We start from the raw sequence: 15,075 nt of genomic DNA on the forward strand, positions 1-15,075 counted from the left end.
GGGGCGCGGTGTCGCCCGGTGCCGCTGCGGGCGGGCCGCCCTCGGGCCTCGGTGGATCGCCGCCCGCCGCGATGCTCGTCGGGTCCGCTGTCGCCCGCCCGGGTTCCCAAGGGGCCCGGGATTCCGTCAGCGGGGTCGGCGGGGTGTCCTCCTCGCCCGCCCTCGGTGCCGGAACGCCCGTCCCCGTGTTCACCGTCCCCGCCGCCGAGGCGAACCTGTCGTCCAGCGAGTCGGGCGCGGCTGCCGGGCCCGCGTCCTCGGTTTCGTCGTACAGCTGACCCCACCAGTCGTCCTCGTGACCGGTGGGCCTTCCCCCCTGCTGGCTCATGCCCCTAATTGTCCACCGCACGGGCCGTATGAAAACGGGGCATCCGGAAAAATCGGCGGCACGCCGTACGGAAGGTGAGTCAGGGAACAGTCGTGCGAGTGGCGTCGCCGGGCGGATCCACCCCCCACGGGAGAACCGCCCGGCGACACCCGGGTGACCCGGACCTTCGATCCCCGACGCGTCGGCGCACGTCGCGGGCCCGGGCCACGATCCGGCTGACCGGATCGCCGTTCGCGTCGGTCATGCCGGAACTGAGTGTGACCTGCTTCCCTGTCGCCGCGCTGTGATCGACGTACGGCGGGCCGGGCCCGGGGGAACCTGGCTGACCTGCGGGTTCTCCAGGCTTCCGGCACCCTGGACGAATGGGAGTGTGGGACCTCCTGCTGGTCGGCCTGGTCCTCTTGCTCGGCCTGTGCGGAGTGCTGGTGCCCGGGGTGCCGGGGTCGTGGCTCGTGTGGGCCGCGGTCTCGTGGTGGGCGCTGAAAGATCCGCGGCCGGTCGCGTGGTGGGTGCTGGTGGGGGCCACCGTCGTGCTGTTCCTGTCCCAGGTGGTGCGCTGGGCGCTGCCGCCCCGTCGGCTGCGCACCAGCGGTGCCACGCCCCGGATGGCCGTGTACGCCGGGATCGGCGCGTTCCTCGGCTTCTTCCTGGTCCCCGTGCTGGGCGCGATCCCCGGCTTCATGGCCGGGATCTACCTGCACGAACGCCTCCGCCTGGGCCGCCGCGGCGAGGCCGAGGCAGCCCTGCGCACGGTCATGCGCTCGGGCGGCTCCAGCGTGCTGGCGGAGCTGTTCACCTGCCTGCTGATCATGGGGGCGTGGCTGGGGGCGGTGCTGTGGGGGTGAGGCAGGGCCGCGGCGCGGTTCGCCCGCGTCCTACAGGGCACCCTCCAGGCTCAGCAGCCTCGTCTTGCGTTCCAGGCCCCCCGCGTACCCCGTCAGCGAACCGTCCGCACCGATCACCCGGTGGCAGGGCCGGACGATGAGCAGGGGGTTGGCGCCGATCGCGCCGCCCACCGCCCGCACCGCGGCCCGGGGCGCTCCGATGCGGGTGGCGATCTCGCCGTAGGTCGTCGTGGCGCCGTAGGGGACGTCGTCGAGGGCGGCCCAGACCCGTTCGCGGAACTCGGTGCCCTCGGCCCTCAGCTCCAGCCGGAACTCCTTCAGCTCACCGGCGAAGTACGCGGCGAGCTGCTGTCCGGCCTCGTGGAAGAGGGCGGGGTCGTGGCGCCAGCCGTCCTGGACCGTGCGGCCGCCCTTCTGGTCCGGCACGGAGAGGGAGGTGAGGGTGCCGGTCGGGTCGGCGGTGAGGAGGAGGGGGCCGACGGGGCTGTCGACGGTGGTCCAGTGGGTGGTCATCGGGTCTCCAACTCCCCTGCGGTGCGCAGGTGTTGTACGGCGTACGAGCGCCAGGGGCGCCAGCTGTCGGGGGCGTCCAGGTCGGGCGGGGCCACGTCGGGGTCGCCGAGGGCGCGGGTGCGGATGACGGCGACGGTACGGGCGTCCAGGCCGGGCAGGGCGAGCAGCGCCGTCTGCGCGTCGTCGCGGTCGGCGCCGGGGTCCAGGTGGACGGCGCCGTCGGCGAGGGCGGCGGTGAGCGCGCCGAGGGGGCCCGCGGGCTCGGCCTCCGCCAGGACCGCCGGTTCGGGGAAGAGGTGGGTGAGGCTGCCGCAGGGCGCGTCGAGTGCCTTGCCGTAGCGCTGCACGAGCCGCGCGGTCCGTGCGGGGCCGGCCAGTGCCCGTACCGCCAGTTCCTCCGGGTCGGCGGCGCCCGGCGACCGCAGCCCCGGCCGGGCCGCGACCAGCGGGGCGAGCCGCGGGTCGGCGCCGAGCCGTTCGTCGACGGCGTACGGGTCGGCGTCGAGGTCGAACAGGCGCCGCAGCCGCTGTACGGCGGTCGTCAGATCCCGCAGGTCGGTGAGGTGGAGCCGGGCGTCGAGCCAGCCGCGCGGCCGTTCCTCGACGGCGACGATCCCGGTGCCGTACGGCAGCCGCAGGGTGCGCCGGTAGGTGCGCTTCCCCTCCGGTCCGCTCACCTCCTCGACGCCGGACACGGCCTCGTCGGCCAGGACGTCGAAGACGGCGCCGGACCGGTAGGCGCCCCGGTAGGCGAGGCGCAGCGGTACACCGGCCGCCGGGGTGGCCGTACGGCGGGACGCGGGCGCGGCGTCGCGCAGCCGGCTCGGGGTCGACGCGTACACGGTGCGGATCGTGTCGTTGAACTGGCGCACGCTGGCGAACCCGGAGGCGAACGCGATCTGGGTGACGGGCAGCTCCGTGGTCTGCAACAGGACCCGTGCGGTGTGCGAGCGCTGGGCGCGGGCGAGGGCGACGGGCCCGGCGCCGAGTTCCGCGGTGAGCTGCCGCTGGACCTGCCGGGCGCTGTAGCCCAGCCGGTCGGCGAGCCCCGCGACGCCCTCCCGGTCGACGACGCCGTCGCCGATCAGCCGCATCGCGCGGCCCACGACATCGGCCCGTACGTTCCACTCGGCCGACCCCGGCACGGCGTCCGGACGGCACCGCCGGCAGGCCCGGAACCCGGAGCCCTGCGCGGCGGCGGCCGTCGCGAAGAACCGCACATTGCGCCGCTTGGGCGTGACGGCGGGACAACTGGGCCGACAGTAGATCCCGGTCGTCTCGACGGCGAAGAAGAACTCTCCGTCGAACCGCCCGTCCCGACTCCGCACCGCCTCGTACCTGCTGTCTTCGTCCATCACACCGTCCAGTCTGCGGCCTGGGGAAGAACAGGGCTGGCGGATTTCGGACACGGCACTGGTGGCGCCCTGAAAGGCGCTCACAGGTGCCCTACCGCACCCTCCCCCGCTTCGCCTCCATCGCGGCCTTCCCCTCGGCGCCCCGACGCTTCCAGTCCCGCCGAAGCTCCGCACGGACCCGCGCGTCGGTCTTGGCCACGATCCGCTGGTTCTCCCGGATCAGCTTCCGGTAGCTGTCCAGCCGCCGTTCCGGCAGCTCACCGTCGTCGACCGCGGCGAGCACCGCGCATCCCGGCTCCGCCTCATGGGCGCAGTCGTGGAAGCGGCACCGCTCGGCCAGTTCCGCGATCTCGGAGAAGACCTGTCCGACACCGCTCTCGGCGTCGTACAGCCCGACCCCCCTGAGCCCGGGCGTATCGATGAGCACGCCCCCTCCCGGCAACGACAGAAGGTTGCGTGTGGTCGTCGTGTGCCGCCCCTTCCCATCGACGTCCCGGGCGGCCCGGACATCCATGACGTCCTCTCCGACCAGCGCGTTCGCGAGGGTCGACTTGCCCGCCCCGGACTGGCCGAGCAGCACGGACGTACCGCCGGACACGACGGCGGCGAGGACATCGAGTCCGTCGCCGTCCATCGCGCTGACCGTCAGCACCGGTACGCCCGGCGCCGTGGTCTCCACGTCCTCGACGAGATGCGCGAGCGTCACCGCGTCCGGCACGAGGTCGGCCTTGGTCAGCACGACCACGGGCTGCGCCCCGGACTCCCAGGCGAGCGCGAGGAAGCGCTCGATGCGGCCGAGGTCGAGTTCGACGGCGAGGGAGACGGCGACGATCGCGTGGTCGACGTTGGCGGCGAGGATCTGCCCCTCGGACCGCTTGGAGGAGGTGGAGCGCACGAAGGCGGTGCGGCGCGGCAGATACGTGCGGACGTAGCGCGGGTTGCCGCCGGGTTCGACGGCGACCCAGTCGCCGGTGCAGACGACCCGCAGCGGGTCGTGGGGTGTGACGAACGCGGTGTCGGCCCGCAGGAGGCCGTCCGCGGTGACGACGTCGCACTGCCCGCGGTCGACGCGGACGACCCGCCCGGCCAGCAGTCCTTCGGCGTCGTAGGGGGCGAACTCGTCCGCCCATGCGTCGTCCCAGCCGTAGGGAGCGAGCGCGGAGAAAACAGAGCTGGAAGTCAAGGGTGACCCTTCACAGGGTGGCCCCGGCGAGGAGTGAGGTGGTCAGCCGGCGGCCACGGAGGTGGACTTGATGAACTGGATGCGGGCAGCGCTCGTCGCAGTGACAGCCATCGGTCAGACACCTCCTCGTACGCACTCGGTCGACCGTGATCGGTCGACGCCGGAACGCCTCCACCATAGACAGGTGCGCTCGCGGACGCCACGAGTTTTTTCGCCGCGCGACCGGAGATGAGCACGTTCTGTCAGGAAAGCGCCGTCAGTTGGCAATGTCCGCACTACAGGCGCCTGACCTGCGCCTCGCTCTTAATGTTCTTGGTAGGGCCGCCGTAGGCCCGCCCACCGCGGATCCACGGCGCGCACGGGGCGCACCACGTTCGGAGGCGGGTTCCGATTCTGCAAGCATCCGCGACGCGAGGAAGTGCCGGTCGGAGTCCGAGGGCGTCGAGCTTCGTCGGCCGGCGGCAGGAGGTCACGGAGGTCAAGCGGCTGCTGGCCGCCCACCGGCTGGTGAGCCTGACCGGGCCGGGTGGCGTCGGCAAGACCAGACTGGCCCTGCACGTCCTGCCGGCGCTGACGAAGCGGTTCGCCGACGGTGTGCACGTGGTCCAGCTCGCCGGTGTGCGGGACTCCTCGCTGGTGCCGCTCGCCCTGGCCGAGGCGCTGAACATCCGTGACGTGTCGGGGCGTTCGCCCGTCGAGGTGCTCGTCGAGCACCTCGGGGAACGCGAGCTGCTCCTCGTACTGGACAACTGCGAGCACCTGGCCGACGCCTGCGCGGAACTCCTCGGGACGCTGCTGGCGCGGACCGCGCGGGTGCGGGCGCTGGCCACCAGCAGACATCCGCTGGGGGTGGCCGGACAGCACGTACTGGAGGTGCAGCCGTTGCCCACGCCCGCGCCGGGCGAACCGTTGCCCCCCAAGCCCGCCCTGGAGTATCCGGCGCTGGCCCTGTTCGCCGACCGGGCCGCGGAGGTGCTGCCCGGGTTCGCGCTCACGGCGGACAACCAGGAGGCGGTGGCCGCCCTGTGCCACCGTCTGGACGGGCTGCCGCTCGCGATCGAGCTGGCCGCGGTCCGGATGCGCGCGCTGGGTGTCCGGCAGGTGCTCGACCGGCTGGACCGTCGCTACCGGCTGCTGGCCGACGCCGAGGACGCCCCCGCCCGGCACCGCACCCTGCGGGCGACGGTCGACTGGAGCCACGACCTGTGCACCCCTCAGGAGCAGGCGGTGTGGGCGCACGCCTCGGTGTTCGCCGGGAGCTTCGACCTGGACGCGGTGGAGGAGGTCTGCGCCGGCGCGGGCCTCGACCGGGACGCGACGGTGGACGCCGTCGCCGGGCTGGTCGACAAGTCGCTGCTGGTCCGCGACGGCGACACCGTGCACGCCCGGTACCGGATGCTGGAGTCGATCCGGCACTACGGCCTGGACCGGCTGCGCGAGAGTGGCGCCGACGCGGAGGTGGAGGCCCGGCGCCGGGTGCGGGACTGGTGCCTGGGCTTCGTCGAGGAGTGCGAGCGGCGGTGGTTCGGCCCCGACCAGCCGGAGCTGGTCCGGCGGCTGCACGCCGAGTCGGACACCGTCCGCGCGGCGCTGGAGTTCTGTCTGGGCACACCGGGCGAGGTGCGGGCCGGGCTGAAGCTCGCCGGGCATCTGTGGTTCTTCTGGTTCGCGACCGGCGCCCTGATGGAGGGCAGGTTCTGGCTGGAGCGGCTGCTCGCCGCCGACCCGGAGCCGACCCGTGAACGGGCCCGGGCCCTGTGGGCTCTGGCGCTGATGCTGCTCAGCCAGGGCGACGCCGTGCGGGGCGGGCCGCTCGCCGAGGAGTCACACGAGCTGGCCCTGCGGCTCGGCGACGAGACCGAGGCCGCCCACACCTACTTCGGCCGCGGCGGCGCGCGCCTGATCAGCGGCTCCTTCGAGCGGGCCCGGGAGGTGTACGAGGAGGCGCTCTCCCGGCCGCCGCGCGAGGGCGAGTCGATGAGCCTGGTCGGCTTCAAGTACGTCGAACTGGCCCATGTCCTCAGTCTCCAGGGCGAGTACGAGCGCGCGATGGCCCTGTGCGCGGAGTTCCGGAGGATCTGTCTGGCCCACGGCGAGCAGTGGATCCACTCCTACCTCCTGCGCATCCTCGCCTTCGCCGAGTGGTCCCGGGGGGACCAGGTGTCGGCCAGGACGCACGCCCGGGAGTGTCTGCGGCTCAAGCGGGCGGTCGGCGACGTGTTCGGGATCGGCATCACGCTGGAACTGCTCGCTGCGGTCCACGCCCGCTCCGGCGAGGGCCGGCCCGCCGCCGTCCTGCTGGGCGCGGCCCGGCGGATCTGGCGGGACGCCCATGTCGCCCTGGACCGCACCCCGTCCCACGGCCCGGTCCGCGACGAGGCCGAGGCAGCGGCCCGTGCGCTGCTGGGCGACGCGTTCGGGCCCGCCCACCGCGAGGGCCTGGAGCTCGACCCGGACGACGCGGTGGGCTACGCGCTCGGTGAGCGGACGTCATCCGCCCGCCGGGTGCCGGACAGTCCGCTCACCCGCCGCGAGGCGGAGGTCGCCGAGCTTCTCGGCCAGGGCCTGACCAACCAGCAGATCGCCGACCGGCTGGTCGTCGCGGTACGGACGGCGGAGGGCCATGTGGAGCGGATCCTCAGCAAGTTGGGCTTCACCTCCCGCAGCCAGGTCGCCGTCTGGACCGCGTCGCGCGGCACCGCACGCCCCTGACGGTCTCCCCGGACCGCGCCCCTCACGACTCACACGAAAGGGAACGGACATGACGGATCACCAGCAGCAGACCACGGCCCCCGTCAAGCATCACGCCGGCATCCACTCCTGCGACGAGGAGTTCCTGACGATGATGGTGCCCTTCCTCAGGGACGGCATCGCCGCCGAGGACGAACCCGACCCGGTGGCCATCACCACCCCGCGCAAGCTGGACCTGCTGCGCGAGGCGCTCGGCCCGGACGCCCGGCATGTGGACCTCCAGGACTCCGCGCACTGGTACTGCGGGACGCCCGCGAACAGCATGGCCACCGCCCTCGACTACTACGTCACGCACGCGGGCCCGACGGGACGGCTGCACATGGCGGGCGAACCTCTCTGGAGCGGCCGCTCGCCGCGCCAGATCACCGAGTGGAAGCGGTACGAGGCCCTGGCCACCGAGCTCTTCACCGGAGCCCCGCCGGACCTGATGTGTCTCTACGACACCCGTATCGCACCGCCCGACGTCGTCGAGGCGGCCCGGCACACCCATCCGACCGTGCTGGACCGGCTCGGCATCCGGCCCAGCCCCCAGTTCACACGACCCGCCGAGTACGCGACGCGGGACCTCGCCCCGCTGCCCGAACCGCCGCCGGAGGCCGTCGAGGTCGGTCTCGCCGGGGACATGGCCACCGCCCGCCGGTTCGCCGCGGAGCAGGCGAGGGCCCGCGGTATGACGGGCGAGCGGGCCGACCGTTTCGGGGTGGCCGTGTCCGGGGCCACCGGCTACGCGGCCGCCCAGGGCCTGGACAGCGCGCACCTGCTGCTGTGGTCGACCGGGGAACGGATCGTCTGCGAACTGCGCACCCCGCACGGCCGTATCACCGACCCGTTCCTCGGCTTCCGGCCCCCCGGCCCGGAGACGGGCCCGGAGGACGGCCTGTGGCAGACCCGTCAGTTCTGCGAGTTCGTGGACCTGAGGTCGGGGGACGCGGCGGCGGACGGGTGGACGATCCGCATGGAGACGGCCCTGACACCCTCGGGGTGACGGACCCGAGGTTGACGGGCTCGGCGCGCGGATGCGCGTAGTTTCCCCCGCGACCCGGCGGGCTCGCCGACGGCATGGTGGAGGCCGAGCCGCCGGGGCGAAGGGAAACGACCATGCCCGACGTCCATCCGCCCGGCCTGTCCCCGGGCGGTGGCTGTACGACGATCCTGGGTCCCGGGCGGTCCTCGGTCCGCCTCGCCCGGGTGGCCGTGCGGACATGGCTGGCCGAGTACGGGCTCCAGGACCAGGCGGAGATCGCCGAGCTGCTGGTCAGCGAGCTCGCCGCCAACGCGGTCCTGCACGCCCGGGGCCGCTACCGGCTCACCCTGTCCCTGGAGTCCGGCCGGCTGCGCTGCACGGTCGCGGACGAGGGGCCCGACCTGCCCGAGGCACCCGGTGTGTGCTCCGACGCGGACAGCGAGAACGGCCGCGGCCTGCTGCTGGTCGACGCGCTCGCCGACCGGTGGGGCAGCGGGCGCGTCGAGGGCGGCGCCGGCAAGGAGGTGTGGTTCGAGCTGACGGCCGGTGGCCCGGACGCCCCGGCCGGTCGTACGGGACCGGCCCCGGTGTCCGAGCCGAGGTGCTGCCTCCCCGGCCGGGCTCGGTGACCCGCCGCGGCGACCGGCCGCGCCCGGCCGGTCTCCGGTTCGGGGCGGCGGTCGCCGGACGGCCGCGGTCAGGCCTTGGTGCAGCTGTGCCCGTTCAGTGTGAAGTCGTACGCCGGGGAGTTCGTGCCCTGCCAGGAGGCGAGGAAACCGAAGGCGAGGTCGGCGCCCGCGCCGACGGACTTGTTGTAGTCCGCGGCGGTGGCGGTGACCCGGGAGCCGTCCTGGGCGTAGCTCGCGTCCCACATCTGGCCGACCTTCTGGCCGTCCTTGAAGGACCAGGCGACGCTCCAGTCGTCGAGGGCCTTGTCGGTGGTGACGGTGACGGTGGCCTGGAAGCCGTCGGGCCACTGGTTGACCAGGACGTACCGGACCTCGCAGGTGGCCGACGCGCTCGTGGTGGGGCTCGGCTTCTCGTCGTCGCGGGCGGCGGACGACGTGGTGCCCTGGGGTTCGGGGTCGGGGTTCTTCCTCGCGGACGTGCTGCCCGCCGAAGTCGGCGTGGGCGAGGCCGCGGGCACCGACGTCGCGGACGGCGACGACACGGTGACGCCGGGGTCGGCGACCGGCTGACGGTCGGTGGGCAGCGAGGCGTCGTCGTCCATGGAGCCGCCGCCCATCGGCATCATCGAGACGGCGAGCGCGAGGAGCGAGACCAGTACGGCGGTGACGAGCAGTCCACTGCGCACGACACGCGCCTTGTGCGCGCCGGGGTTCGGCGGGCCGGCGTCGAGCGGTTCCGGGCGTCCGGCGCCCAGCCGTACCTCCGCGGCCCGGCGTCGGCGCTCCAGGTACGCGAGGCCGCCCCAGCCGATCACGCCGCCCGCGAGCGCCCCGGGCAGCCCGCCGCCGTGCAGCCGCAGACAGGCGGCGGCCTCGGCGCACTGCACACAGGTGGCGAGGTGCCGGGAGAGGTCCTCCGGGGTGTCGGTGGAGGTCGAGCGGGTGACCGCGTCGAGGAGGCGGGCGTAGCTGCGGCACTGCGGGGCCATCGGTGCGTCGAGGTGGTCGCGGTGGCTGCGGTCCCGGAACAGCCCGCGCACCTGCGTGAGTTCCTCCGCCACATGGGCCGGGTCCAGACCGAGCCGGCGGGCCACCACGGACAGCGGCAGCGCCTCGACCTCGGCCAGCCACAGCAGATCCGCGTCGTGTTCCTGCATGTCGCGCAGGCCGCGCAGGGCGAGCGGGCGCGACAACGGCGGGCCGGTGTAGCGTGCGGCCTTGTCGGAGTTGAGCCACAGGCGCAGGTCGGGATCGAGCCGGTGACCCTGACCGGCGGTCTCCCAGGCGGTGGCGGTGGTGCGAACGGCGGTCAGCAGCAAGGGGATCACGGGCAGCCGGGGCGCACGGCGGCCCGATCCTCTGGTGCTGCCGTCGCCGTCGGTGCGGGCCTCGCGCATACCGAGGGCGAACGCCTCCGTGGCCAACTGGACGGCCGCGGTGGAGCCGGCCGTGCACAGGTCGGCGTAGGAGAGCACGGCGTCCCAGCACTCGGTGAACAGCGCGGCCTCGGCGGCGTCCTGGGGGGTCGGCAGGTCGGGCATCAGACTCCTGCATCGGGAGCGAGGTCAACTCACCTTATTGGCAACGGAGTTGTGGGGAACCTCGCGACAGTGCACGAGCTTTTCACGGCTTCCACACAACTGACAAGCTCACTATTCAAATCCTGTTACCGGGAGTTCGAGCCCGCCCACACCTCGTTGCCGCTGTTGCGTGTGTTACTCCTGGAGACATACGCAGAAAAGGCCCGGACGTCTCGATCCGGACCTCAACTGCTCGATTCCCCCGGGGAATCCCGCGACTGGACTACACCTCGGCGGGCTCCTGCGCCGGGAGGCTGTCCATGAAGGAGCTCACGGAGAAGACGGCACGGCCGGGCCCGGGCTCGCCGTATCCGGGGGGCGAGGAGAGACCGAAGTCCTCCATCGTCTGGCGATAGGCCTGGAGCAGCCGGATGTGGTACTCCAGCGGCGCACCCTGCGGGTTGGCCTTGCCGAGCGGGGTGGTCGGCTCGGGGCACCAGGTGGTGAAGCGGGGGGTGATGCCCTGCGACATGAAGAAGCGCAGCCCCTCGGTGGTGGACGCGATGGCCTCGTCGACCGTCTTGAAGCCGAAGGGCTCGGCCATCTCCACGCCCGCCACGAAGTTGGGGATCACATTGCGCGCGCCGAAGATCTCCGCCGAGTCGAGGATCCGCTTGTGCCACTCGTCGCGGCCGACGTAGCGCTCCTTGCCGGGGCAGTGGAGCTTGAAGAGGTACTCGTCCCACACCTCGTAGTTGGGGTGGTAGATCTGCACGCCGTAGTCCTTGAAGCGCTGCACGTCGTCGCGCGGCAGCGCCTGGGCGACGACCTTGCCGATCCAGCGGCCCGGGAAGCGCTCCTCGATGGCCTTGGCGTAGTGCCCGTAGAAGTCGGCTTCATCCCGCCCGGCGACCGTCTTGGTGATCGCGCCGCCGGTGAGGGTGTAGGCGGTGGAGGTCTTCGCGGTGTCGTACCGGTCGATGATCTCCAGGGCTTCGAGGACCTCCTCGACGTCCTTGACACCGGTGTAGGGCCGCCCGGCCGCCTTGTGCTGGCGCCAGTTGTGGTTGATGTCGCAGTACTGGCACTCCTCCTTGGCGCCGAAGTACTGGCAGACCCGGAAGACGGTCAGGTAGATGAGGTAGCCCCACTGGATGGTGGGGGCGACCTCCATGACGGACTTCCCGTTGGAGAGCTTGTGCTTGTAGTACTCCGGCATCGGCGGCACACCGACGTCGGCGATGCGCTTGCCGTCGAGGTAGAGGCCGAGCACCCCCTCGTCGTCGGAGGCGACGCGGTACGGCGAGGTCGGGTTCACCCGCACGGAGACGACGGTGCGGCGCAGGTCGTACGGCCCGCCGGTGAGGATGATCTCCTCCGGCGGCCGCCGCAGCGCGGCCTCGCCCAGCTCGGGCAGGGTGCCGTGGTCGAAGGAGAAGATGAAGTACGACTTCGGTTTGACGTCACCCCCCTCGTTGTCGCTGAGGGCGGACGGATCGAAGGCCACCCCGCCGCGCAGCAGATCCTCCTTGAAGACGGCTTCCCGCGGTACGTGCGGGAATCGCTCCATCAGATCTTCGACCAGTGCGGTGCGGCTGCCCATCCGTAATCTCCTCCCGGCTCAGGCGTTCGACTCCTCACGTTATGCCCCCGCCCGGCCGTCATGCGTACCGGGTCCCCTCGCGCCGCGCGATGTGTTCCGGTACGGGTGTTTCGTCCGCCAGTGCGGGATCACCGACGGGCGCGCCCCACACCGAGGTCAGCGGCAGGGTCCCGGCCCACAGGCCCCGTTCCGCGTCGGGTCCGTCGCCGTCGTCCGGCGGGCCGGTGCGGATCTTGACCGAGGCCTCTTCGAGGGAGAGGACGAGCAGCGTGGTGGCGGCGAGTTCCCTGCGGTTCGGACTTCGGGCGTACGACCACTGCCCCGGGGTCGCGTGTTCGGTGAGCCGGCGCAGGCCGGCCAGCTTCTCCTCGGGGTCGGTGACCTTGCGGGCCTCGCCGTGGATCATCGCGCTGCGGTAGTTCACTCCGTGCTCGAAGACGGACCGGGCGAGGACCAGCCCGTCGACGTGCGTGACGGTGACGCAGACGGGCGTGCCGCCGGAGAGGCTGCGGCTCGCCACCGAGCCGTGGACGTAGAGCCGCCGGCCGTCTCGCCCGTAGACGGTCGGGACGACCAGCGGCCGGCCCTCGATCACCACGCCCAGGTGACAGACGAAGCCCGCGTCGAGGACGGCGTTCAGATCGGCGCGGTCGAGACTGCCCTGGTCGCGCAGACGGCGGTGGCGGGTGAGGTCGGTCTCGGGGAGCGGATCGAGGGTCATGACGAGGGACGCTACTGATATCGCGCCCGTTGCGCCACATTCCTGCGGATACCTATTGCAGACCATCCGAAGATCTACGAAATCCGCAGCAACTTGCCCAACGGATCACCTCACGCCCCCCGCTCCAGGGCCGCCTGCTCGACCGGATACGCAGGCGTCCCACCCGCCGCCAGCCGCTCCGCCTCCTCGGCCACCGCCGTGCCGAGCCGGGCCAGCTCGTTGCCCTGGGAGCCCGCGAGGTGCGGGGTGACGAAGGCGTTCGGGAGGTCGTGGAGGGGTGAGTCGGCGGGGAGCGGTTCGGGGTCGGTGACGTCGAGGACCGCGCTGAGACGGCCGGTGCGGAGTTCGGCGACCAGGGCGTCGTGGTCGACCAGGCCGCCGCGCGCGGTGTTGACGAGGACCGCCCCGTCGGGCATCAGGGCCAGCTCGCGGCGGCCGATGAGGTGATGTGTCTCGGGGGTCTGCGGGGCGTGGACCGTGACGATGTCCGAACCCCGCAGCAGCTCGTCCAGCTCCAGGAGGGGCACGCCGAGCCGGGCCGCCTGTGCCTCGGTGACGTACGGGTCGGTGAGCGCGGGCCGCAGGTCGAAGGGGCGCAGGAGCTCCAGGACGCGGCGGCCGATGCGGGAGGCGCCGATGACGCCGACCCGGCGGCCGTGGTTGCCGATGCCGGGGACGATGCCCCAGCCGGGGTGGGCGCGTGAGGTGCGCAGACGCTCGCGGGCGACGAGGACGTCCTTCCCGGCGAGGAGGATCATGGCGAGGGTGTACTCGGCGACCGGGAGCGCGTTGGCGTCGGCGGCCGAGGAGACCTCGATGCCACGCCGCCAGATCTCCGGTGTGACGAAGCCCTTGACCGAGCCGGCGGAGTGCAGGATCGCCCGCAGGGCGGGGGCCGCGTCGAGGACCGTCGCGTCGATGCGGGGGCAGCCCCAGCCCGTCACGAGGATCTCGGCGCGGGCGAGCGCCTCCTTGACGCGCGGGTCAGTGAAGTCCTCGGCCACGAGATCCGGGACGATGTCCACCGCCTCCCGCAGCCGCGCCAGAACCTTGGGCGGGAAGACGTGCGGAAGGTTGGTGGCGGTCATGGCGAACAGCGCCTGAGGACGCTCGGGCAAGGTGGTGACCCCCGGTCGGCATCGAGGAAAAGAGATAGAAACCGCTCTCTACGTTAAGAGTCGACGGATGAGAGGGTCAACGGACAGGCACCACACCGAAGGGACGACAGGGATGACGCAGACGGTCACCAACTGGGCTGGCAACATCACCTACGCCGCCAAGGAGTTGCACCGGCCGAGCTCGCTCGACGCGCTCCGGGCACTCGTGGCCGACAGCGCCAAAGTGCGGGTGCTGGGCAGCGGGCACTCCTTCAACGAGATCGCCGAACCGGGCCCCGACGGCGTCCTGTTGTCGATCGCCGGGCTGCCCGCGATGACCGACGTGGACACGGCGGCCCGTACGGTGCGGGTCGGGGGCGGTGTCCGGTACGCGGAGCTCGCTCGCGCGGTCCACGCCCACGGCCTCGCGCTGCCCAACATGGCCTCGCTGCCGCACATCTCGGTGGCGGGGTCGGTCGCCACGGGGACGCACGGCTCGGGTGTGGGCAACGGTCCGCTGGGCTCGGCGGTGCGTGAGGTGGAGCTGGTCCTCGCCGACGGGTCGACGGTGACGATCGGGCGCGGCGACGAACGCTTCGGCGGCGCCGTGACCTCGCTCGGCGCTCTGGGTGTCGTCACCGCACTCACCCTGGACCTGGAGCCGGCCTTCGAGGTCGAGCAGCATGTCTTCACCGAACTGCCGCTTCAGGGGCTGGACTTCGAGACGTTCTCGGCGGTCATGTCGGCCGCGTACAGCGTCAGCCTCTTCACGGACTGGCGGGAGCGGGGCTTTCGGCAGGTGTGGCTGAAGCGGCGGACGGATCAGCCCCTGGACCGGTTCACCTGGGCCGCGCCCGCCACCGAGAAGCTGCACCCGGTGCCGGGGATGCCGGCGGTGAACTGCACCGAGCAGTTCGGGGTGCCGGGGCCCTGGCACGAGCGGCTGCCGCACTTCCGGGCGGAGTTCACGCCGAGCAGCGGGGCGGAGCTCCAGTCGGAGTACCTGCTGCCGCGGCGGCACGCCGTCGAGGCGCTGTATGCGATCGACGGTATCCGGGAGACGGTCGCCGGCGTACTGCAGACCTGCGAGGTGCGTACGGTCGCCGCCGACGAGCAGTGGCTCAGCCCGTCGTACGGGCGGGACACGGTGGCGCTGCACTTCACCTGGATCGAGGACACGGCGGCCGTCCTGCCGGTGGTGCGACGGCTGGAGGAGGCGCTCGACGCCTTCGGGCCGCGGCCGCACTGGGGGAAGGTGTTCACCACCCCGGGCGAGGTCCTGCGCGGCCGCTACCCCAGGCTGGACGACTTCCGGACACTGGCAGCCGGCCTGGACCCTGAGGCAAAATTCGCCAACGCCTTCGTGCGGGACGCGCTCGCCGACTGACTTTATAAAGCCCCTTTCCTAACCCCTTGTCGAAAGTCCCCGGCGGGCCATAGCCTTGCGCCGCGCCGGTGCCGATGCCGTCCCCGCGGGAGCCGACGGGACGGGGGCAACCCTGTGCTGTGCCATCCCGGGGACAGCCCCCGGACCCCCGGCCGAGCACACGGACCGACGCCGGCCAG

General features: G+C 72.5%; 12 protein-coding genes and 1 pseudogene. 5 read left to right on the top strand and 8 right to left on the bottom strand.

Annotated elements, in window-relative coordinates; all coding sequences use genetic code 11:
- Positions 1-328 (bottom strand): annotated as a pseudogene (locus HLK59_RS51240) (hypothetical protein); the annotation flags it as partial.
- Between the two features lie 362 nt (positions 329-690).
- Here HLK59_RS51240 and HLK59_RS26690 point away from each other — a divergent pair.
- The gene (locus HLK59_RS26690; protein ID WP_171144062.1) at positions 691-1,173 is read left to right on the top strand and encodes a DUF456 domain-containing protein; all 483 of its coding nucleotides are present in this window, start codon (positions 691-693) and stop codon (positions 1,171-1,173) included.
- A gap of 30 nt (positions 1,174-1,203) precedes the next feature.
- On the opposite strand, the gene HLK59_RS26695 is transcribed toward HLK59_RS26690, so the two are convergent.
- The 3 genes from HLK59_RS26695 to rsgA form a co-directional block, all read right to left on the bottom strand.
- Complete coding sequence (locus HLK59_RS26695; protein ID WP_171144063.1) at positions 1,204-1,686, bottom strand: methylated-DNA--[protein]-cysteine S-methyltransferase; 483 nt, start codon at positions 1,684-1,686, stop codon at positions 1,204-1,206.
- Complete coding sequence (locus HLK59_RS26700; RefSeq protein ID WP_206327623.1) at positions 1,683-3,041, bottom strand: DNA-3-methyladenine glycosylase 2 family protein; 1,359 nt, start codon at positions 3,039-3,041, stop codon at positions 1,683-1,685. Before HLK59_RS26700 ends, HLK59_RS26695 begins: the two co-directional genes overlap by 4 nt.
- Positions 3,042-3,132: 91 nt before the next feature.
- Entirely contained in the window at positions 3,133-4,224 is a 1,092-nt protein-coding gene (gene rsgA / locus HLK59_RS26705) for a ribosome small subunit-dependent GTPase A (protein WP_171144065.1), read from the bottom strand.
- A gap of 393 nt (positions 4,225-4,617) precedes the next feature.
- On the opposite strand from rsgA, the gene HLK59_RS52055 reads away from it, so the two are divergent.
- The 3 genes from HLK59_RS52055 to HLK59_RS26720 all read left to right on the top strand — a co-directional run bounded on the left by HLK59_RS52055 (position 4,618) and on the right by HLK59_RS26720 (position 8,568).
- Entirely contained in the window at positions 4,618-6,936 is a 2,319-nt protein-coding gene (locus HLK59_RS52055) for a LuxR C-terminal-related transcriptional regulator (RefSeq protein ID WP_171144091.1), read from the top strand.
- Between the two features lie 49 nt (positions 6,937-6,985).
- Complete coding sequence (locus HLK59_RS26715) at positions 6,986-7,960, top strand: MEDS domain-containing protein (RefSeq protein WP_171144066.1); 975 nt, start codon at positions 6,986-6,988, stop codon at positions 7,958-7,960.
- 113 nt (positions 7,961-8,073) lie between these two features.
- Positions 8,074-8,568: an ATP-binding protein gene (locus tag HLK59_RS26720; protein ID WP_171144067.1), complete on the top strand. Its 495-nt coding sequence runs from the start codon at positions 8,074-8,076 to the stop codon at positions 8,566-8,568.
- A 68-nt stretch (positions 8,569-8,636) separates the two neighbouring features.
- Here HLK59_RS26720 and HLK59_RS26725 read toward each other — a convergent pair whose 3' ends face one another.
- The 4 genes from HLK59_RS26725 to HLK59_RS26740 form a co-directional block, all read right to left on the bottom strand.
- On the bottom strand, positions 8,637-10,109 hold the full coding sequence (locus HLK59_RS26725) for a cellulose-binding domain-containing protein (protein ID WP_171144068.1): 1,473 nt from the start codon (positions 10,107-10,109) through the stop codon (positions 8,637-8,639).
- 262 nt (positions 10,110-10,371) lie between these two features.
- Positions 10,372-11,691: a radical SAM protein gene (locus tag HLK59_RS26730; RefSeq protein ID WP_171144069.1), complete on the bottom strand. Its 1,320-nt coding sequence runs from the start codon at positions 11,689-11,691 to the stop codon at positions 10,372-10,374.
- Positions 11,692-11,749: 58 nt separating this feature from the next.
- Positions 11,750-12,412: a pyridoxamine 5'-phosphate oxidase family protein gene (locus tag HLK59_RS26735; RefSeq protein ID WP_171144070.1), complete on the bottom strand. Its 663-nt coding sequence runs from the start codon at positions 12,410-12,412 to the stop codon at positions 11,750-11,752.
- A 110-nt stretch (positions 12,413-12,522) separates the two neighbouring features.
- On the bottom strand, positions 12,523-13,530 hold the full coding sequence (locus HLK59_RS26740) for a hydroxyacid dehydrogenase (RefSeq protein ID WP_171144071.1): 1,008 nt from the start codon (positions 13,528-13,530) through the stop codon (positions 12,523-12,525).
- A gap of 112 nt (positions 13,531-13,642) precedes the next feature.
- Here HLK59_RS26740 and HLK59_RS26745 point away from each other — a divergent pair, with 112 nt between their 5' ends.
- Complete coding sequence (locus tag HLK59_RS26745; protein ID WP_171144072.1) at positions 13,643-14,896, top strand: FAD-binding protein; 1,254 nt, start codon at positions 13,643-13,645, stop codon at positions 14,894-14,896.
- Positions 14,897-15,075: the final 179 nt, after the last annotated feature.

It is taken from the genome of Streptomyces sp. S3(2020) (assembly GCF_013044505.1).
Classification (GTDB): Bacteria; Actinomycetota; Actinomycetes; order Streptomycetales; family Streptomycetaceae; genus Streptomyces.